Genomic DNA, 20,443 nt, shown 5'->3' with positions numbered 1-20,443 from the left:
ACCGCAGGGGCAGGATTGAGGGACGGGCCCGGAGTCTTGATGTCCCTAGCGCTGATGATTGCAGCGTTCTGACTCTGAAGCCACTACCGCCCAGCACTTAGTGTCACAGGTCCTCCGGCAGGCTATCGTTGCGCGCGGACGTCGAAGGCATATCGTGTGGCGCCGCGCCGTACGATTCGGTAGCGGTCGCGCCAGGTCTCGTTTGCGGGATTGCCAAGTTCCAATATCCGCCAGAGAGCGGGATTGAAGACGTTCGTGACGTACAGGATGCGGTACCGCCGCTTGCGGTCGAGCGCGGCACTCCCGGCCACGGCCAGTTCGTTCGCCGTGAACTCGAACTCCCCGCCATCGTCAAGAGCCGATTTAACTTCAAAAAGCCACTCGTGGCGGGAGGTGACGACCCGGAAGTCGAAGCCTAACCGATCATTGCCTTCCTTGTCCGGGCAGTAGGCTTCGCGGCTGGAGGACACCCAGCACTCATCGCTCATTTCGTTCGGAAACCGCAGCCGCAGATATTCCCGGACCAGCAGTTCGCTCGCGAGACCCATGGCATTCCGGAGGCTTTCCGGAGGCGCCTTTTCGCGCCGTTTGCCGCCCGGACCACCCGTCCCCGGCGTCCGCGGCTCCGGCTGCACCTGCTGCTTGAGCCGGACCGCGCCGGACCGCGCGTACCAATCCGGGCTGTTCCTGAGGCCGACGAGGACTGCGTCGGCGAGACTCCGGTGGAATTCAGCGGACTCGGGATCCACCGTGTGAGCGCCGAAACGTATGGATCGCTTGTCGATCTCTTGTTTGCGGCGGGCCTCTTCGGCCTTGGCTTTGTGAGCCGTGAGTTGCTCCGAGGTGAGGCCCAAAACCTGCAAATCGTCCGCCACCTGCATGTCTGACGGCCACAGGCCGTGCCGGTTCAGGATCGCCGGGATGTCACCGGACGCGATGATCTCGAAGTCGAGCACCCCGGCTTGTTCAAGCCGCCGCGCCGCCTGCGCGGGGTCTCCCTGACTCCAATCATCATCAGCCTTCGCGCCGTTCAGCGCGCGCCAGGCCCCGATCATGGCGCCGAGTTCAGGCAAACGCTTGGCCAGCAGTTTCCGGTTCGCAAACAACACGTCGTCGAGGGCGGGGACGATCTCCGCCGGGATTTCGCCGACCTCTTCGCGAAGACGAGCGGCGGCATGGCCGACCACATGGTCGCGCTCCAAGACCGGAAATTGATCGACCCACACCGGATCAAAGGCGATGAACGCGAGGCTCTTCTGTGCCAGGTAGCTATTGAGCGGCTCATGGGCGAGCCAGGCCGATCGCCATCGGCAGCGCAGCTGCTCCACGAGGCGTGGCCTGAGCTCGTTGAGATAGACCTCGAACATCCGCTCCATATCAGAACGGTCGTTCAGGCCCGGACGTCCGAGGGCTCGTAGGGCGCGATTGAAGCGGCCGAAGTCCAGGCCAAGCCGCACTTGCACGTCGAGGAGATTGTGCAGGTTCCTACAGGCTGTGAGGACGGCCGCGCCCTCCAAGCCATCGAGGTGCGCATCGAGCCACCCGACGAGGTCGAACCGAGATCCCCGTCTCTCGGCCTCAATTCGAAGGTCTTCCACTAGGGCCTCGCCTCCGACGTATTGAACGACCGGGAGGACCGCGCTCACGCGTCGCGTCAGTCCCCCCTCTGCCGCATCAAAGTGTTCGCGCACGAAGTCGACGCCGCGCTCCAGTGCGGCCGCAAGGCGCTCAACCGACGGTGCCGCCGGCAGCTCGCCTGGTCGCGCCAGACGGTGGAGGACGATCTCCAGCGACTTCACGCCGGACCCCAGCAACTTTGAAATCGCCGGCGCCGTCTGAAGCAGCCAACCCCAGTCGATCGTCCGATCTCCCTTGACCAGCAGCGTGGGCCAGCTGGCATGAGGCACCGCCTGGGCACCGTCATGGCGCCCCAGCGGGGTTCCCGTGTCACCCACCACTAATGAGATGCTCTCGCACTGTCTGAGGCGGATCGCGCGGGCCCGCCGTTCGATGTTCTGGCTGGAGACGTTGCGGATCTCTAGCGGATCGCCCAGCGCCTGATAGGCGAGTGCGGCGACGTCCGGCAGCCACTCGAGGCCGGGCTGACCGATTAGCAGCGGCGCGCTCGCGACCGGCGTGAAAGGCGCGCCATCGACGTGCAGCACAACGCCCGACGATGTGGGCTTGGCAGCGAAACGTCCCGTGTCGTTCAGGCGTTTGATCGCCGCGGCCTCGTCGGTGCCAGCGCCCAGGTCAAGTACGGCCTCACCGTGGTCGGCGAGCATCCTCGCCGCGAAGGCACCGCCCTCGGACGCAACGTAGACCGTTGGCGGAGCGGTGCGATCATCGGCCAGGCGCTGCAGCACACCCGAGCGCTCGACGATGATCGGGGAGTCTCCCAGCGGCAAACCAGTCTCGAGGAATTCCGACCACAGGCGTCGGTAGATTTCCCGGAAGTCCCGTCGATCCGACGACGAGATCCCTTCAACGGCAACCGCTATGTCGGCTAGCCGCCTAGTGATCTTCTCCGGATCACTCCAATCGCACAGCCCGACCCGGTCGTCGAACATGATGGCGGGAACGCCGGAGGTGGTGTCCGCTACGTAGCGGTCGACGAAGCGTGACGGCTGCCGCCCAGTCCGCGCCGCCCAACAGCGATCCGGGCGACGGAACACAAGTTCATCGTCGCGGGTGACGGCAATCCACGGCTCAGTCTTCAGAAAGGCCTGCAGCGGCGTCGGAATGGAGGTCACATCCTGGTCGCGATCCTTGTGGTAGGCGCCCACGTGGAAGGCGAAGTCGCGATCACCCACATCCCGCAGATAGGCCACGATGAGATCCGACAAGCGCTCGCGGGCGGCGTCGGAGAGCTGGGCATGTTCGAGCTGACCGGGAATCCGCCAGGCCTCGCCTCGCCGCACGTAATTCGTCTGGGGGAAAAGAAAGTAGGTTCCATTGGTCGCCGCCAGCCAAGCTTTGCCCAGCCCCTCGGTGGGCGCGCCGTTCTTGACGATACTCGACCAGACCCAGTTCGGTGTCCCACTTTCCGGTATCGCCGCAGCGATAGGGCGTAGACCATCGCGCACCTCGAGTTTGTCGAGGAAGCGTCGCCAATCGGTCAAGGTTTGGTCCGGCTCGGCTTTGGGCCACTCCGCCCAAGGTGCGAGAAGGAAATCGAGGGCCCTCTCGGCGTCACGCGACACAGCCGCCGCCTCTGTCAGATACCTTTCGAGCGCCTGGCCGCGACTCGTCCAAGCCTCCGAAAAGGCGCATTCGGCGGCCGGACGCCATCCCGTGCGGGCGGGCACATAAAGGCGCGCTGCCTTCAAGGCTTCGTCGAGGCCGTGCGCCCCACGCCGTGCGACCCGAAACGCCCAGATCAGCGCATCGCGACGTTGCGCCGCCGTTGGCGTGGAGCCCAGGGTCGTTGGAAGCTCGGCGAGCACCTCGACGGGATCGTATCGGCGAACCAGGTCGGCGGTCTGGAAAGCGTGTAAAGTCGCGTCAGAAGGCGTCGCATGCTCCGCCATGAACCGGAGCTTGCGGGAAAGCGAGCTCGGAGGCAGCGGCGGAGCGAGCCGACCGCGCTTGGTGCTCTGGCTGCGAATATAGGTTGGGCACTTGCCACCCTTGGCGGAGCCGATGGCCTCGAGCAGATCGCCCTGTGTTCCCAAGAGTATCAGCCGACCCCGCAGAGCCGTCAGGGGCAGCCCGAGGCGTTGGTGAAGGCCGACGATCTCGTCGTAGAAGGCGGGCCAATCCTTTACCTTACGCGGACCCTCGGCTCGCCGCGTGGCGGCGAGCGTCTCGAGCCAGCCCGCGAGGTCCGCTCCGCCGGGCTTGAGGTTGTCGCCGACGGCGTCCGCAAGCGCCCGTACCCGACGCAGCCGCGCCGCCCCAAGCCGGCTGTCGAGGATAGGCGCGCCGGCAGCGGCGAGGTTAGCGGGATTGATCAAGCGAAGCTTCTGCTCGCTCCAGTCGACGCCGCGGAACAGGCTCGTCCAGGCGTTCTGCGCACCCGTCTCAGTCGGCCATGCGACCACCGTGCGGATCGAGCTGTTGCGCCGTTGCAGGGCATTCGAAAGCGGCGTCCGCGACGCGGGTTGCCAGGCCAAAAGGTCGGTTATGGCTGTCGACGGCGCGTCGATCTTCTTCGCCACGGCGGCGAGCGCGACCGCCACGCAGCTTTCCCCCAGCTCGCCCATCAGATGAGCGTTGAGCGGCAGGTCGAGCTTGAGGTCGCGGCGATCGATGTCGGTAAAGAAGGGCGCGTCGGCGAAGCCCGCGAGGGGCGCCACAGCCTTCTCGTCCATGGGAAGGAAGTTGTAGAGCCTTGGCTGGCCGACGGGCTCACCCGTCAGGGCCACCGCCACGCTCACCCCTGGCTCGCCGCGCCAATCCAGCCATCGCTTGAGCTGGGGCGCCTGGCCGATACTGGCCCTGACCGCGTTTAGCAGTGCATCCTTCGCGATGGCGCGTCGGATCACAATGAAGCGGCCGGCCCGGTCAAGATCGACTGTCTCGATTTCGGCGCCTAGGATGTCCGGAACGGGCGTCGAGCCGCTGCTGTTGCGACGTAGCGTCCGGGTGGTACTGCGACCACTCCCCCGCGGCTGCGAGATATCGATCGTCACGCTGCCCAGACGCCGGAGGAAGAGAAGGAGCGGCGCCTGCTGGCTGTCCAGCTTCTGCACCTGGTCGCGCGCAAGGTTCACCGCGTCGGCCGTGGTCAGGGGCAGCCGCACCACCGTGGCGAAGCCTTGCTCCGCGAAAGCCGTGATTTCCGGCGGCTGCGCTTCCGGAGGAACGGGAAGCAGATAGCGCGGGATGTTGGCTGCGACCTGTGACGCCATCTCGGAGCCCGCGCCGAGCGCTTCAAGCATCGCCTCGATCTCGGGCCGCCGTGCGAAACGGAAGCAGTAGCCGTCGAACACGGGACCAGCGCCGTCCGTGGCCCGTGACCAGATGTGGACGTCCTCCGTGAGGGCCTCCACGCTCCGGAAGCCGAGGCCCTTGTTACCGATGCCCTCGCCGATCTCCTTCGAGCTCGTGGCGATGTTCCGGATGGCGTTGAGATCCGCGCTGCGGAACCCCCGCCCTCGGTTTGCGACGAAGAGATCGCCCTCCTCCGCGCCGCGGACAATTAGCCGGATGACCACCTCGCCGTCGGTTCGGTTCCGATCGTGAGCGTCATGAGCGTTCTGGAGCAACTCGTAGATAACGCGGTCGCCGTACTCCGCGCCGATCACGTCATTCAGGTTGCTCAGAGACTGGTAGACGCCGAGCCCCCGTTTCGCCGCGTCAAGCGCGTTCTCCAGCTGCGAAACCGTAAGCGCCTCGAGTCCATCGGGCGGCGTCTCCGCCACCGCCATGCTCTGGGTTATGGGATGCTCAACACCGTCCAATTGCGCTTTCCCCCGAAGCGAAGATGGTCCAACTTCAAGGGCATGCGTAGCACCGCAACAGCTGGTTGGCGATTACCTACGCGCCGCCAAGCGCGGCCAGCCTGCGCGAGTTAAGCAGGTTAGTGACCTGCGGCGGCTTGGTCGCGAGGACCCGCCAAGCGTTAGGCAGTAGGTTCGCATGGACTCGACTTGGCGCCAGTTGCGGACATCGAGGCTGATGCCGAAAACAGGCCTTCGACCGCTGCCTATGACGTTACTTCTCCGCTCAACGAGATTTTGGGTTGTACAGCGGGCTTCGCCGTGTCTGGTTGGTTGCTGAAGTGCTGGTGGGTCCGCAGCGTCACACAAGACTGCGCGCTTTCGGGGAAGCGAATGAGCGAACAAGAGCTACGTGGGCTATTCCTCAGCCTGCTCAGCGCCGGAACGGAGGATGAGGTCCACGCCATCCTTGATGGCGCCGGCCTCCTGAACGACGAGACGAAATGGACCCCTTATGGGGACAATGAATCGTTTTACGGTGTCGTGGAGAACCAGCAGGCCCATCCCGTACCCGCGCTCGTTGAAAAGCTCACCAATGGAATCGACGCCATACTCGAGAAGAAGGTGCGCGAAGACGGCATCGACATCAAATCGACGGAGGCACCCGCCAGTGTGCAAGACGCGCTTGATCGCTATTTCCCCAATCACCGGAACTGGGATTTGAGCGACGCGAGACGTCGACAGGCTCGAGAACTCCAAATCGTGGCCAGCGGTCCCCGCCGCGACACCTCGCTGCTGGTCTATGACAACGGTGTTGGGCAGGCCCCGGCCGACTTTCCGGGGACGTTCCTATCGCTCCTACGCGGCAACAAGAACGACATCCACTTTGTGCAGGGAAAGTACAACATGGGCGGCGCCGGCGCGATTGCGTTCTGTGGCGACCGCCGCTTCCAGCTAGTCGCAAGCAAACGATACGACGGCTCGCAGCCGCTCGGCTTCACGTTACTGCGCCGCCATCCCCCAGAGCTAGCCGCCGCGGCCGGCCGAAAAAACACCTGGTACGAATACCTTGTGTTCGACGGAAAGGTCGCAGCTGTCGAAATCGACGAGCTAGATGTCGGCCTGGAGGGCCGCAAGTTCACCACTGGCTCCCTTCTGAAGCTCTACTCCTACCGGCTTCCCGAGGGTACGCGGTCGATCATCTCACGGGACTTGAATCTCAGCCTGAACGAGTTCCTGTTCGAGCCGGCCCTTCCGTTCCTGACCGTCGACAACAACGAGCGCTATCCCGATAACCGAGCGCCAGTTACACCGGTCTATGGCTTGAAGCGCCGCCTTGAGGCTGACACCCAAACGGTCGAGACACGGTTTTCTCTAGTGTCTCAAACCCCCGAGTTTGGGGAACTCGACATCAGTGTGTATGTCTTCAAGCCGCGATCACGTGGGCAAGGCGTCAAGGAGACCAAGCAGTACATCCAGCGTGAATATTTCAAGAACGATATGACCGTCCTGTTCTCTCTAAACGGTCAAGTCCACGGTAGCTACTCATCGGAGTTCGTCACGCGCGCTCTGAAAATGCCGCTCTTGAAGAATTACCTTCTGATCCACGTTGATTGCTCAAAGTTGCACCTCGGCGTGCGCAATGAACTCTTCATGGCGTCTCGCGACCGGCTAAAAGGTGGCGACACGGCAGACGCGCTGCGTAAGCACCTACGCGACACGCTTACCGACAGCGAGCTGGGCAATATCGCCAAACGCCGGAAGTCGAGTCTGAACATCGACGATCAGGACGCGGGTAAGATGCTTCGCGACCTGACCCGCAATCTGACGATCAACGAAACGCTTACGAAGATCCTTCGTCAGACGTTCCACATTCCGGATCGGACGGTCGGCGCATCGAGCGCTGCAGAACGACACCGCGATGAGAGAGTTTCGAAACGCAAACCGCGGGACGTGCCACCGTTCGATCCGCAGCGCTTTCCGTCGATATTCCGCGTCCGTGGCGGGGACGGAGAGGAGAGCGGCCTCAAACTGTTCAAACTCCCACTCGGCGGTAGCCGGCTGATCTCGTTCGCGACGGACGTCGAGAACGACTACTTTGATCGCACCAATGATCCAGGAGACCTGAGCCTCGCAATCCTTCGTCCACAGCCGAATGCGACAGGCGGCGGGGAAGCCGGCGTTCCCTCCGGCGTCGGCGATGTGCTTGCCGTGACGCGCTCCAGTCCAACCGAGGGTGCGATCAAGGTCGGCGTGCGAGCCTCCGGCGAAGTTAAGGTAGGCGACGCCTTCGAGCTGCGGGCGTCCCTCTCAAGCCCGGGCGGCGATCTGGTCGAGACGGTGATGGTGAAAATCACTGATCCGGAACGAAAGTCCCCCACGAGGGCGCCCGACGAGGAACCGCCGCCCGGCATTCCGGAGCTTGTGCTGTGTGCTCGCGAGGGCGGCGACGGCCGTAAGTCTTGGAGCGATCTTCAGGACGCCGGCATCGATATGGACCACAACATCGTGGTGCAGCCCTTCGTCGACGACGAGAAGCTGTCTCACATCTACATCAACGTCGATAGCTCCGTGTTGAAGGATTTCAACCGGACAGCCAAGTCGACCGAAGCGATCGAACTCACAGAGCGACGCTACGTGAGCACCATCTACTTTCACGCGCTCTTCCTCTTCGCGACGACAAAATCACGCAAGTACGCCCTGCAGCGTGGCGACGGTGAGAAATCCATGGATGTCGACGTTGCCGAGTACATCTCGGACCTTTTCAGCATTTCCTACGCACAGTTCCTACTAAGCTTTGACACCGGCGACTTGATCGACGCGATCGGCTGATGTCCGAGTATTGCGTCGACACATCGATACATCGGCAGCGATGGGTTTGATTTCCTTGGACATGGCCCTTGCTCCCAATGGCTGCGACGAGAATGAACGCCAAGTCGACGGTTAGAGAAAGGAAGGTCATGCCGCGCAACCCGGACTGGACCTACGAGGAAGCGGTTCTTCTACACGCCCTCTATCGGCGGGCGCCCCGCGCCGGACGCAGACATCCGGCAGTCGAGCAGCTGTCTGGGCTGCTAGCCGTGACGGCCGCCCTTCGCGGCGTAGACGCCTCGGGTACCTATCGCAACGCCACCGGCGTGGCGATGCGGCTCAGCAACGTCGCCTCTATCGACCCCGCCCATCTAGCGCGTGGGCTCAAGGGCCTTCCAGACGGTCCTCGTATCGACAAGGTCGTCTGGGCGCGCTTCGCCGAAGATCCGGTCGGTCTCGCCGCCGAGGAGGCTCGCATCTTAGCTGCTTGGCAGACGTCACCGGTGGCTCATGAGGCACCTCAGTCGCCCAGCCGTGGACCCGCGCCCTCGTTCGGCGAGATCGTCGCCACCCGGATCGATGGCCCGACGGTTGTTTATCTGCTGCGGCTCGAGGGCCCAGTGGATCGCCTTATAACTGGGGATCGCCCCGTCCTGAAGCTAGGCCTAAGCAACGACGTGGACCGTCGAATTCGTGAACTAAACGCCGGCTTCCCCGAGTCACTGGGCCTGGCGTGGCACCTGGTGCGAAGCTGGGTCAGTCCGAGTGGTGCCGCGGCCTGGGCGGTTGAACGCGCCGCGTTGATGGCTTGCCACGCAGCTGGGTGGTCACTGGGCGGTGAGTTCTTTCGCTGTTCGCTCGAACTAGCCACCGCCGTTGTGAGTGATGAATTCGCCAGCCTAGATCGAGCAAACTAGACACCCGTCGCGCAGGTGCGGCGCGTCCTCCGGCTCAAGTCCGGCCAGCACCTGCACCAGCGGCAGATTGCGCCGCCTCGCCTTGCGCTTCGCCTCGACGGCCTCGTGGTGGGCCTTAATCTCGGCGACGCGCTCAGGACGCGACAATTCGCGCAGTGTCTCGTTCTGACTCCAATAGAACTGCTCGCCGAATTCGACCGTTTTCTCCTCGTACTCCTGCGCGAGCTTGAAGTATTCTGGGTGTGTTTCGAGGAGGCGGACCCACTCGATCTTCTGCTGATAGAAGCAGAAGTAGCATCCCGAGCGGGAGCGACCCCAGTCCATGTACGGGGGAAGCCCAAGGCCCGAGTCCTCGAGGATGCGGATGATGTCCGCGCGAACGAGACCATCGTCTTGGAAAGGATAGACGGCCTTGATGTTTGGCTTGGTGCTGATGTAGCCGAGTCGGTTCTCGTCCGCCCGCAGGCCCACATAGTTGATGACAGGGCCGTCTCCGACGTAGTCCTCGAAAGGCTTGAGCTTCATCATCTTTGTGCACCAGCGCCGATGGTTCGACGGCAGCATGCCCCGGTAGATCTTCAACCAGTGTTCGAAGGGCTTGTCCGGTGTGGTCCGGATGATGGGCTTTCCTAAGATTGCCTGCAGCCGGGCGATATAGTCCATCGTCTCGGGCAGTTCCTTGTCGGTGTCGTGGAAGATATACTCCACGTCTGGAACCCGGTCGCGAAGATAAATCGCCAGCGCGGCACTGTCTTTGCCGCCGGAAAGGCTGAGGATATGGCGAACTTCGGAATCCGCTGCGGTCACGTCGCGCCTCCAGAGCTTTGATCGCCGACATCGTCGGCCTGCCCATCCTTCTTCTTCGGCATCACCCGCCAAAGGACTTCTGCCGCGAGTTGCAGCCGCAAGGCTTCGTCCTTCCCCAACAATGTGTCGATCATTTTGACACGCTCCTCGAGCTCGTCGCTCAATGGAGATCGATGAAGCACATGCACGCGTTCCGTGCCGTCGGCCGGCGTCAAGCTCAGGCGAAACGCGTCGACATCCGGCCGCGTCTTACTGTTCGCGAAGGCGGCATGCTCGACGCGATAGAAGATCTCCGCCAACGTGCCGACCTCTTCCACGAAGCGAGCCTCGTCTCCCGGTCCCCACTTCTGGGGTGGTCGCGATACGACATAGGCTGCCAGGGACTCGATCCAAAGCTCATCACTGAGCTGGGGATCCCGCAGACGCAGCGCGAAGGCCCGTAATCTGGGCTCCTTCGCTGCAAGCGAGACCCGCGCCGCACGCTGGGCGATGACACCGCGGTCCAAGTGTCCCTCAGCCTGTCCGAGCGCCGTGGCGATTCGCGTCGAGAGGCGGCCAATAAGCCGCTGGTACGCGACGCGGAGCTCCTCGATGGCAAGACGCAGTTCGTTAACAAACTTGCGCGCTTCGTCGCCCTCCGCCGGGCGATCCACGGGGAACTCACGGAGCCCACAGGCGACGGGCAGGTCACGGAAGATCAGTGTGGCTGGCTCGCGGGCCTTGACGAGCGTGTCTCGCACGGCCGCTGCCATGGGCGTAAGTGCGCCTGCGCGGCGCACGTAGTCCGGGAGTTCGGCCGCGAATTCACAGAGGGGTACGACCACGTCGAGAAGTTCGGCGGGCCGAGCGTCCACACTTCGGGAGAACGCCACGACCAGACGCGCAAACACGTCCGCCCGCACGCCGGCGACGCGACAATGCTGGATTGCGAAGTCGCGAGGCTGCTTGAGCATCCGCATGAAGTCGTCCGGACCGAAGGTGGGGATGAACGTACCGTCCTCATAGATCGCGTACTCATGCGCACCGAGCTTGAGCACTAAGGCCAACAACAGAGGGGTGACGCCATCCCGGGCGCCAATCCTGCCGGCTCGAAGACAGGCCAAGATATCCATAGCGGGAACGGGGTCGCCGCTGCCGTTGGCGATGGCGGCCCGCAAAGCCGCCAGCGCCGGCCTCAGATGGAGCGGATCAGCGGTCGGCTCCGCCAGTGTCCATCCGGTTTCGGTCTTCACGTGAAGGCCGCCCTCGAACATGACAGAAAGGTACATCGACCGTTCCGGCGGGGCCTTGTTCGAATCGAGGCCGAGCGCCTCCTTATCCGCTGCCTCGAAAATCCCTTCGACGAGCCGTTGGCGCGCCGCGGCCGCAGCGCTGCTCAAGCTATTGCGGTTCAGGAGTTCGTTGGCGATGCGCGGCGCGTCCACAAACCGATTGTCGCAGAGGTCGGATAGACCGCGAAGTAGGCCGCGTTCGAACGCCATCGGCTCTCCGCCAACGAACCAACCCATCGCGCCGCTACGCGAGCGCAGGCCGGAGCGAGCCGCAAGCTTGGTGGTCAGGACGCGCCGCGCGATCGACAGTTGACGCGCCACCTCGGAGGCTGCGTAGGCATCATGCGCCAACTCCGGCACATGGTCTCTAACCCACTGCCAGTGCAGGATGTCCACGAGCTCGGGTCCCAGGTCACCCAAGGGCTGGCCTAGGCCCACGACTATGTCATTGCGATCCTTGAACAGTCCGGCCTTGAGCGCGTCCAGCGCCTTTACGCGCTCGTCATCGGTATCCGACAGGGCGACAACGACGACGCCGTCCGCCGCCGTCGGCTTGTCCAAGGCGGACTCCAGGTCACCAGCCGCGATGTAACGGACTTCAAACCACCGCATCGTCCCCCAGCGGATGTAATGCCCACGCGCCAGAAGCGGCGACTGATCGAGGTAGGGGATCAGATGCGAAGTCACCGCGGTCAGGGATGGTGTTTCGCGGACGGCCGTCTCCAGCGCAGCTTTGAGGTTTACGCTGGTGTTCGGCCACAAGCGGTAGCCCGCCTGGCCGCCCCGGCGATGCAGAAGACCACGGTCCACGAGGACTTCCAGGGCAGCGCCAGTCTCCTTCTCTGCCTGTGGGGCCAAGCAGGCTGCAAGCGCACGATCCGTCGGCAAGAGATCTTCTGCGTCGAGCAGGTTCAGGACCGCCACGGCCTTCAGCACCCTTCGCTCGGCGTCGGAGAGATCTTCCGCAATATCGACGGTGGCGGATATGCGCAGCCAGTGGGTTTCGTAGCTTCGGCCGGAAAGGCGATGACCGAACGCGCTCCGGATATAGTCATAGAATTCGGGAAGGCCGTACCAAGCCTCCGCAGAGATGGGTCGGTCCGCAAACGCCTTCAGAGCGAACGGTTCGTCGGATAGCAGGAAACCGAACAGCGATCGTTCATGCTGGCCGTAGCGCGCGAAGAAACGCACCAACGCCGGCAGGAGGGTCGGGTGCATCGGGTAGAGCGGGACCGCGTCTAGGCCGAGAACGGCCGTCGCGCCGCCGGCGAGCCATCCCATCGTTGCGGTCGCCTTGACCGCTGAACGTGCCGCGTTGGCCACTTTCTCGTCGACCCGCGAAGGCTGCACACCAAGCGCGCCGGCCACCAGGGCCGCCGTGTGTGCTAGGGGCTGGTCGAAGGTAATGTCTCCGAACCGGCCCCCGACCTTGTCCCACTCCTGGCGCGTCGCATGCGGCAGGGTCTCAGCGTAGGCTTGGAAGCCTTGGTGCAGCAGGTTCAAGAAGAGGAAGGGGCGGTCCGCGCTGGCCATGGCCTGCTCGGCGATCCTCTGGAACACGAAGACGTCCTCGGCCTGCGGATTCTGCGCTGCAAATTCAAGGAGTTTCCCGAACTCGTCGATGATCAGGAGGAGGCCCGCGCCGTCCCTCTTCGCAGCAGCGCGCACGTCTTCGACAAGGGCTTCGATGTCGAGTCCGCTTCCACCAGACTGGGCGAGCTCGTTTGCGCGGGCGCAGAGTGTGAGCAACTCCTTGCTCTTCCGCCCCACCCGGCGCTCCAGCGACTTGACGATACCGCGGGCGACCGATGCTACCAAGGGCTCGCGGGAGCCTGTCACAAGGACAGGCCAAAGGCGCGGCGTCTCCGGCCAGCCGACCTCCTGAGCGATCCGCTCGGTGGGGCCGGATTGCGGATCCGTAAGGAGGTGCGCGAGCGCCAGCGCAAAGGAGGACTTGCCTACGCCGTAGTCCCCAGTGACGCGCCAGGCCCGCAACCCCGACCGTGGCTTCAGGCACTCGGCAATCCGTTGGAAATGCTGCGCGGTCGCCGGAGTTATGATGTAGCCTGCCAAGGCCTTTGGATCGTAGAAGTCGCGCTCGAGCTGCGCCGAGCGCAGGAAACGGTCGGGCGTGTGGAAGAGGTCGCGGATCAGCTTCGGGGTAGAGGTCACGCGGTCACCTCTTCGGCGTAGACATCATCGAGGTTCGGACCCATACCTTCGCGGAACAGCTGCCCCTCGATGGCCGAAGGTTGAAAGGTGAAGCCTCTGCGAACGCCGGAGACAGGGCGGGCTTCGATGCGGGCGCGCACGTCGTGCTCGGGAAGCTTGAAAAGTTGCCCTGGGGAGGCCGGAGCCATCGCCACCGTGCGAAGGTTCAACGCTGGATCTGATCCGGCGAAGCGACGCCAATAGTCGTGTAGACAGTAGTCGAACAGTGCCTGGCCGATCTCCGGCTTCTCCTCGCGACGGAAGCCGTAGACGGTCTCCCAGCGGCCACCATCACTCTGGCGGGCGCCCAAGTTCAGGAGCAGTTGCAAGTCGACGAGCGGACCGTCTAGCGAGTCTTCGACAGCAGCACTACTGCCCCGCGTCGGATGGTACATGTGAAGGAAGACATCCAAATGCTGCTTCAGCGTGATGTCCGAATGATCGAATCCCATGCGCACGCTCTGCGCTTTGAAGGCCCGGAATGCCTCGCCGTGGGTGAACTCCGGATAGGGCCAGTGGCCGAGTAGGAAGCGCCAGGCAAACAATGGCCCCTGGTCGCGTGAAGCCACGTTCCAATGGAGGAGCCAGAGGGTACGCACATCCTCGAGGTAGGGATCGTGGCCCTCCTCTTCGTTGAAGATCGCTTCTCCAAAGTCGGTGATCTCAAGGGTGCGGTCGCGACCGACCGGGCACGCGACGCCGGTGACCTCCACCCAGAACTTGAGCGCGCGCACCATGTTCTTGCCAAGGCCCAGCACAACCATCGCCTTGTCGTCGTCCACAAAGGTGCGCGAATCCGCCTTCAGGGCTCGGTAGGCTTTCGGCAGCCAAGCATAGCGGCAGGCGAAGGTCTCGTGGCCCGAGAATTTGAAGCCCTTGGCGTCTGCCGCCTCGAAGGAATGGATGTCTGTCACAGTTTAGGTCCTAGCCTTGGCGGACGCTGGAGATCGCTTGGGCGATCGCGTCTCCCGCCAGCTCAATGTCTTCGAGGGTGTTGAACTTGCCCACGCCGATGCGCAGGGCGCTTTCCTGCCGCCAAGCCGGCAGGCCCATGGCGCGCAAGACGTGAGACGGGGCGTCCACGCCGCTGGCGCAGGCTGCGCCCGTTGAAATCGACACCTTGCCGCGGAGGGCGGCGACGACTTGGTCGTTGGGTGCGCCTACCGCGGAGACGTGCAGGTTGCCGGCAAGGCGAGAACCCAAGTGTCCATTGATGGCAAGGTCTGGCACGGAGACCAACAACTTCGCCATCAGCCGATCGCGAAGACCAGCGATGCGAGGCTCGTCGACAGCCATCTCCTCACCGCGGATCCGGCAGGCTTCACCAAAACCCGCAATACTCCCCGTGTTGGGAGTGGGCCCGTGCGCCTCTAATGGAAATGGGGAGGCAACGTCGCGTACGCTTGCGCCGATCAACGCGCCTGCACCCTTGGGCCCGTAAAGTTTGTGGCTGCTCAGGATGAGATAGTCGATTCCGGTGGCTTCGACGTCTAAAGGTATCCGACCGGCCGCCTGGCTTGCATCCACGACCAATCCGACATTCGCGGACCTCGCGAGGATCGCTGCCTCCTTGATAGGTTGGATCGTGCCAACTTCGTTGTTCGCCGCCATCAAGAAGAGCAGAGCGGGGCGGCGTTTCAGGGCGTCGGCGATTGACGAGATCGCCACCACTCCATCGGCATCACAGTCCACCCAATCGACAGACAGATAACCGGCGCGCTCCGCGGCGTTCAGCAGATCAATGACAGCGGGATGCTCGATCCGCGATGCTGCGACGGAGAAACTTTCACGCGTGGCTGCCATCTCTAGGCCAATTACTAACCGCAGCGCTTCGGTCGCACTTCCAGTAAATCGCACATCCTCCGGTGAGGCTCCGACAAGCTGAGCTACATCGTCGCCGGCTCGGTGCAGAATCTGCGCAGCAATTTCTCCGTACCTATGGTCACTACTGTTAGGATTCCCGAATTCGTGCAGGAGAACTTGCTGCACTCGGTCCGCAACGCGCGGATCGACTCGCGTCGTCGCATGAGCATCGAGGTAGATTTCGCGACTACCTGCGAGCGGCGACTTGACTGCGTTGCGCGACCCGACCTCGATCCGAACATCCTTGCCCAACGCCCCGAGCCATCGGACCAGCTGTTCGGATGAAACTCCGCTGAGCTGGCCTCGAAGGACACGCGACAGCGATGGCTGATCAGTCCCACATGCGCGCGCGCCCTGAGTCTGATTGAGGCCGCTCTCTGCCAAAGCCTCACGCAACGCCTCGGCTAGTTCAAGACGAAGATAGTCGGTCCGCTCTCGAAACCCGCGGCATGCTCCGACCGACGCATTTGAAGATGCCTCCGATCGCTCTGCAATGGCCCTTATCGTACTCCGACTCATATCATACCCCAGCTCATGCTTCGCATGTTATGGAATTTTACCCATAGAACAACCCTCGGTCGCCGCTTGCCACCTCCTTCCGGGTTAGGCAGCATGCGGCCTTCGGGGGAAGGGAACCAAGTTTGGCATTCAGGGTCGCAGCGCGGACGGTGCTTGAGCTGGGCGCCGAACTCATCAGCTCGGATGCTGTGGCGATCTACGAGCTTGTCAAGAACGCCATCGATGCGCGCTCGAAGGACGGCGTTACGATCGAATTCTGCGTCACTTTGCGCCACGCCGACTATGTCGATGCCCTCGAGCAACTGGACCAGCTCGATGAGTCCGCCGCGGAGGCCAGCAAGACGTCGGCAGCGCAGGAGCTGTCGGACATCAAATCGACAGTCCTTAACGCCCTGCTCATGGATGCGCCGCGGGCAGAGCGCCAAGCCATCAGCGCCGCCGTGAAGGGAGCAAAGACGGCGAGTTCGCTCCGGGCCGCGCTAGAGAAAGCCTATGTGGCTCACAACTGGATCGAGTTTCGTGATCACGGTCGAGGGATGTCGGAAGACGACCTCACGGAATCCTATCTCGTCATCGGAACGCCCTCGCGACGACGTGGTCTAGAGAAAAAGCTCAGGGAGGGTGGCAACGTCGAATACTTAGGCGAGAAAGGCGTAGGACGCCTTTCGGCGATGCGGCTCGGAAGCCAACTTCACGTGGCAACAGCGACGGCAAGCGACAAGCGCTTGAACATTGTCGAGGTGAATTGGCGAGACTTCGAAGATCTGGAAAAGATGATCGAGGACGTGAAGATCGTCCCCGCGAAAGGCCCTCCCAAACCCAAAAGCGAGGGGGAATGGAGCGGCACGACAATCCGCATCAATGGCTTGAACGGCAGTTGGTCGCCGGAGCGCATCAAGGAGATTGCCACCTTCGAACTGGCGCGTCTCTCGGACCCCTTCAGCGGGAGCCTGCGGCGATATCGGGTCGTGGTCCTCTTCAACGGCGGCCGCATAGACATTCCCCGCCTCGACCGAGATGTGCTCGGTCGAGCGCACGCCTCCGCCATCGGTCGCTATGAGATCAACCAGGGGAAACCGCGGCTTACCGTCGATCTCCATTGTCGCGATCTCGGGAAGGGAAATCCGCCGGACGACAAGCAGCTGATCTTCGAGCGACCAGATATTCGGTCTCTCCTTAAGGATCCGCTGACGGACATCGCGGCATCCGCGTTGCGGACGGTCGGGCAATTCACCTTCGAGTTCTACTGGTTCAACCGCCAACAGCTCCGCACCGAACTCATTGGCGCAGAAGGGCGGCGCCTAGTGAAGCTGCAGCAGCAGTGGGCGGGCATCATGCTCTTCCGGGACGGCTATCGTGTCTTCCCCTATGGCGACGATACCGACGATTGGCTCGGTCTCGATCGGCGTGCCCTGGCGGCCGGCGGTTACAAGCTCAACAAGAGCCAGTTCATCGGCCGGGCCAACATCTCTCGCACGGCTAACCCACGCCTCGTCGACCAGACGAGCCGGGAAGGTCTCAAGGACTGCGATGAGAAGACCGTACTCGTCGAACTCCTCCGCTACGTTATCCAGGACCGGCTGAAGTGGTTCCTGGAAGACGTCGAGCGGCGGCATGCGCCTCCAACGCTTGACTTTGAGGCGGCAGAGCGACGCGTCAACACACTTCAATCCCGTACCCGATCGGCCTTGAAGGGACTGGAAAAGCGCCACGCCTCGGAATCTCCTGTCGTTCGAGAGCTACTGAAGTTCTTCGAGGAAATGCAGCAGTACTTCGCCGCCGCACGGACGCGCGCCAATGAGGTCGAGGATGAGCGCGACCGAATGCTGCAGCTGGCCGGGATCGGCCTGATGCTCGAGATGGTGGCGCATGAGCTGGCGCGGTCGACCGAAACAACGCTCGACCTCTTAACTGAGGCGGAAAAGGACGAACTGCCCGATGACGTAGCGGCATTGTTCAGCACGTTGCGCGACGAGATGAAGACCATGAATCGTCGCCTGCGTGTGCTAGATCCGTTGAGTGTCTCAGGTCGACAGAGGACAGAATCGTTCGACCTTGCGCAGTTGGTGCGTGAGATTGCCGATGGACACTCAGCCCAGTTCCGACGCCACCGCGTGGATATGCGCATTCGGATCCAGGGAGACGCCAAACAGGTGATCGTGAAGGGCATCCGCGGGATGTTCGTGCAGATCGTCGAGAACCTCGTGCAGAACTCCGTCTACTGGATGGATCTCAAACGCGACGAACAAGATACCTACAAACCTGTAATTGATGTCACGTTGGGGAGCGGCGCTACGCTCATGGAGTACACTGACAATGGGCCGGGGGTGCAACCGACCCACCGCGAGGACGTCTTTACCGCCTTCTACTCTACGAAGGGTAAGACGCGTCGGCAGGGCCTAGGCCTCTTCATCGCCCGCGACTGCGCGAAGAACAACGGCCTTCGCATCTATCTTTCCGACGAGCGTCGTATTCAGCCCGATCGTCTGAACACGTTCATCCTCGAACGGGACGAGGCAGGCGATGCTTGAACAGGTGAAGGCGCTCCTACAGGCTCAAGGGTTGGAACTCGTCGTCATCGTTGATGATGCGTTCGACCCCACGCCACACGTCGAGGATCTGGAACCCGTCGAGTGGAACCAGTTCTTCGATGACTGGTCGGAAGACGATGAAGCTCGGCTTGCGCAGGCGCTCGGTCGCGACAACTTCGATGACGCTGACCCGAGCGAATTGAAGCAGGACGCCGGGTTCTTGGCTGCCGCATGGAACTTGCGTGGAGAGAGCGCCGCCGCGGCTGAACTCTTCAGAGAGTATGAGCTCGATCAGCAGGGTAAGCGTGAAGTGCTACGGCCCCTCCAGAAACTTCTCGAAGAGGAACTGGGCCTCACCTGCCGAACTGCTGGCCGCGCCCCCACGGAAGACATTAGCCAGGCGCAGCTCCTATTCCTCGATCTCTTCATGGGGCGGGTCGAAGACGATCAAGCCGTCCGGGAAGCCATGACACGCCTCCGCGGCGTGGTGGAATCTCGGCGAGACAATCCGCCAATCGTGGTTTTGCTGTCGCACAGTCCGCGCCTTGCGGAGCTGGGGCCTCTAGTGCGCGACGACGGCCAGTTGCTGGGCTGTCAGTTCCGGATGATGAGCAAGGTAAGCTTGCGAGACCCTACCAACACGATGGAACAGATCCATGATCTCGTGACGTCACGGCCCGACTCCCTCACGCTGAATGGCTTCATCAACGCGTGGGATGCAGCCATCGATACAGCTAAGAACAGTTTTCTGCGTAGCGTACGGACGCTGGATCTCTCCGACTATGCAAATACCCACGCCCTTTCGCTCGAGGGTGAAGGCGAGCCACTCGGCGACTACGTTCTAGACCTCTTCGATCTGCATCTGCACGGCGTGTTGGAAGGCAACCGGGACCTCGTCCGCGCCGCAAAGCGTCTGAACGACGTTGCGTGGGACACCTACCCGCCCGCCCAGTTCATGCCAAGCGACCAAGCCTTGACTATGATGGACGCCGCCATCTTCCACAATCAGCGGCGGACGGAGGTCGAAGTCGAAGCAGCTCCGACCGAAGTCCGGCTCGGGGACGTCCTCATGGCGCCGCTCGCACAGGAGCAGGTCGCCGCCGGCGCCGACCGCGATGTGTACATGGTCCTCTCACAGGCATGCGATCTTCAGCACGGTAATACCGACCGCATCCTACTTCTGAAGGGGCGCACCAAATCCTATCGGGCGCCCGCCTCCAAGCTGTCCGGTCTCCGCACACCCATCATGCGAGACCAAGCCGAGGTCTACGTCGTGGACTGGGATGTGTTGGGCGCGGAAACGTGGCTGTTGGCGGACGTGCCACAGAAGATCAAGGCCGGATTTCGACTGGTGCGACGGTTCCGAACACCCTACGCCCTGCAAATTCAGCAGCGCTTCGCCGGCAACCTCACACGCGTCGGCACCATGGCGGCGATGCCAGGTCGCTACGCTGTCGGCGTGAAAATCTACCTTCGACAAAAGGACGAGACGGCGAAGCTCTTGGCCCAGGCAAGCGCAGATCAAGAGGGTGCCGTGTGCCTGATCGGTCGTGACGAAAATGGCGCGAAGGCTTGGCTCCTCCTCTCGGAACAAGTGCGCAATGATTTCGCAGAGAGCCTAAAGGCTATTCCTATTGGTGATTTGCCGCCCGGCGCGCCGAAGGTCGCTGATGTGCGTAGCGATCCTGAGTTCTATCGCCTGATGAAGCGCGGGCTTTCTTACAAGCGGGAAGCCCGCTCCACGAAGCCCCTTGAGGGCACCCCGTTCGACGTCGTGCAGGTGTTCGCGACACCGAGCGCGGTAGTCGACGGCAAGATTGACCGCGGTATGCGGTCCATCATTGTGGAAACCGAATGGGATTAGTTTGGCCGACAGGCTTACTCACGTACAGTAGGGCAGCGTCCGTCAGATGCTCCGTCTTCCTTAACTGCAATGAAAATGGATTGCGTTCGCCCGTTCCTTGGAGCCGTAGAGCTGACCTTCTGAAGGTCGCCTATGGGTCGATTCCGTTGAAAAAGTCGATGTTGCTGCGGGCTCGAAGTCCTGATTCAGTTGTCCTCAGGGATGGAGGACAGGCCGATGATGGGCGAGCGAATGGGGGCGCAGGAGGCGCTGTTCTACGAGTTTA

Annotated in this window: 9 protein-coding genes; 4 read left to right on the top strand and 5 right to left on the bottom strand. The window is 62.6% G+C overall.

The window, feature by feature from the left end; translation table 11 throughout:
- Window positions 1–122 precede the first annotated feature (122 nt).
- Window positions 123–5,405 carry a sacsin N-terminal ATP-binding-like domain-containing protein gene (locus tag NVS83_RS22330; protein WP_258741429.1) on the bottom strand — a complete coding sequence of 1,761 codons (5,283 nt, stop codon included), beginning with the start codon at window positions 5,403–5,405 and terminating at the stop codon, window positions 123–125.
- A gap of 372 nt (window positions 5,406–5,777) precedes the next feature.
- On the opposite strand from NVS83_RS22330, the gene NVS83_RS22325 reads away from it, so the two are divergent.
- Both NVS83_RS22325 and NVS83_RS22320 read left to right on the top strand, forming a co-directional pair.
- Window positions 5,778–8,216: a hypothetical protein gene (locus tag NVS83_RS22325; RefSeq protein ID WP_258741426.1), complete on the top strand. Its 2,439-nt coding sequence runs from the start codon at window positions 5,778–5,780 to the stop codon at window positions 8,214–8,216.
- A gap of 92 nt (window positions 8,217–8,308) precedes the next feature.
- On the top strand, window positions 8,309–9,112 hold the full coding sequence (locus tag NVS83_RS22320; RefSeq protein WP_258741425.1) for a hypothetical protein: 804 nt from the start codon (window positions 8,309–8,311) through the stop codon (window positions 9,110–9,112).
- On the opposite strand, the gene NVS83_RS22315 is transcribed toward NVS83_RS22320, so the two are convergent.
- Genes NVS83_RS22315 through NVS83_RS22300 form a run of 4 tightly spaced genes read right to left on the bottom strand, consistent with a single transcriptional unit; the run spans window position 9,095 to window position 15,783 of the window.
- Window positions 9,095–9,919, bottom strand: coding sequence for a phosphoadenosine phosphosulfate reductase domain-containing protein (locus NVS83_RS22315; protein ID WP_258741424.1), 825 nt, complete (start codon window positions 9,917–9,919; stop codon window positions 9,095–9,097). The genes NVS83_RS22320 and NVS83_RS22315 overlap by 18 nt on opposite strands.
- Window positions 9,916–13,362 carry a hypothetical protein gene (locus NVS83_RS22310; protein WP_258741422.1) on the bottom strand — a complete coding sequence of 1,149 codons (3,447 nt, stop codon included), beginning with the start codon at window positions 13,360–13,362 and terminating at the stop codon, window positions 9,916–9,918. The genes NVS83_RS22315 and NVS83_RS22310 overlap by 4 nt, the downstream gene beginning before the upstream one ends.
- The gene (locus NVS83_RS22305; RefSeq protein ID WP_258741421.1) at window positions 13,359–14,315 is read right to left on the bottom strand and encodes a DUF4007 family protein; all 957 of its coding nucleotides are present in this window, start codon (window positions 14,313–14,315) and stop codon (window positions 13,359–13,361) included. The genes NVS83_RS22310 and NVS83_RS22305 overlap by 4 nt, the downstream gene beginning before the upstream one ends.
- Before the next feature lie 10 nt (window positions 14,316–14,325).
- A complete protein-coding gene (locus tag NVS83_RS22300; protein ID WP_258741420.1) occupies window positions 14,326–15,783 on the bottom strand; it encodes an aminotransferase class V-fold PLP-dependent enzyme in 1,458 nt (485 codons plus the stop codon).
- 122 nt (window positions 15,784–15,905) lie between these two features.
- On the opposite strand from NVS83_RS22300, the gene NVS83_RS22295 reads away from it, so the two are divergent.
- Both NVS83_RS22295 and NVS83_RS22290 read left to right on the top strand, forming a co-directional pair.
- A complete protein-coding gene (locus NVS83_RS22295; protein ID WP_258741418.1) occupies window positions 15,906–18,314 on the top strand; it encodes an ATP-binding protein in 2,409 nt (802 codons plus the stop codon).
- Entirely contained in the window at window positions 18,307–20,178 is a 1,872-nt protein-coding gene (locus tag NVS83_RS22290) for a hypothetical protein (protein ID WP_258741417.1), read from the top strand. Before NVS83_RS22295 ends, NVS83_RS22290 begins: the two co-directional genes overlap by 8 nt.
- Window positions 20,179–20,443: the final 265 nt, after the last annotated feature.

Source organism: Ancylobacter mangrovi, from assembly GCF_024752335.1.
In the GTDB taxonomy this organism is placed as follows: domain Bacteria; phylum Pseudomonadota; class Alphaproteobacteria; order Rhizobiales; family Xanthobacteraceae; genus Ancylobacter; species Ancylobacter mangrovi.
This window is presented reverse-complemented; position numbering and strand designations above follow the sequence as displayed.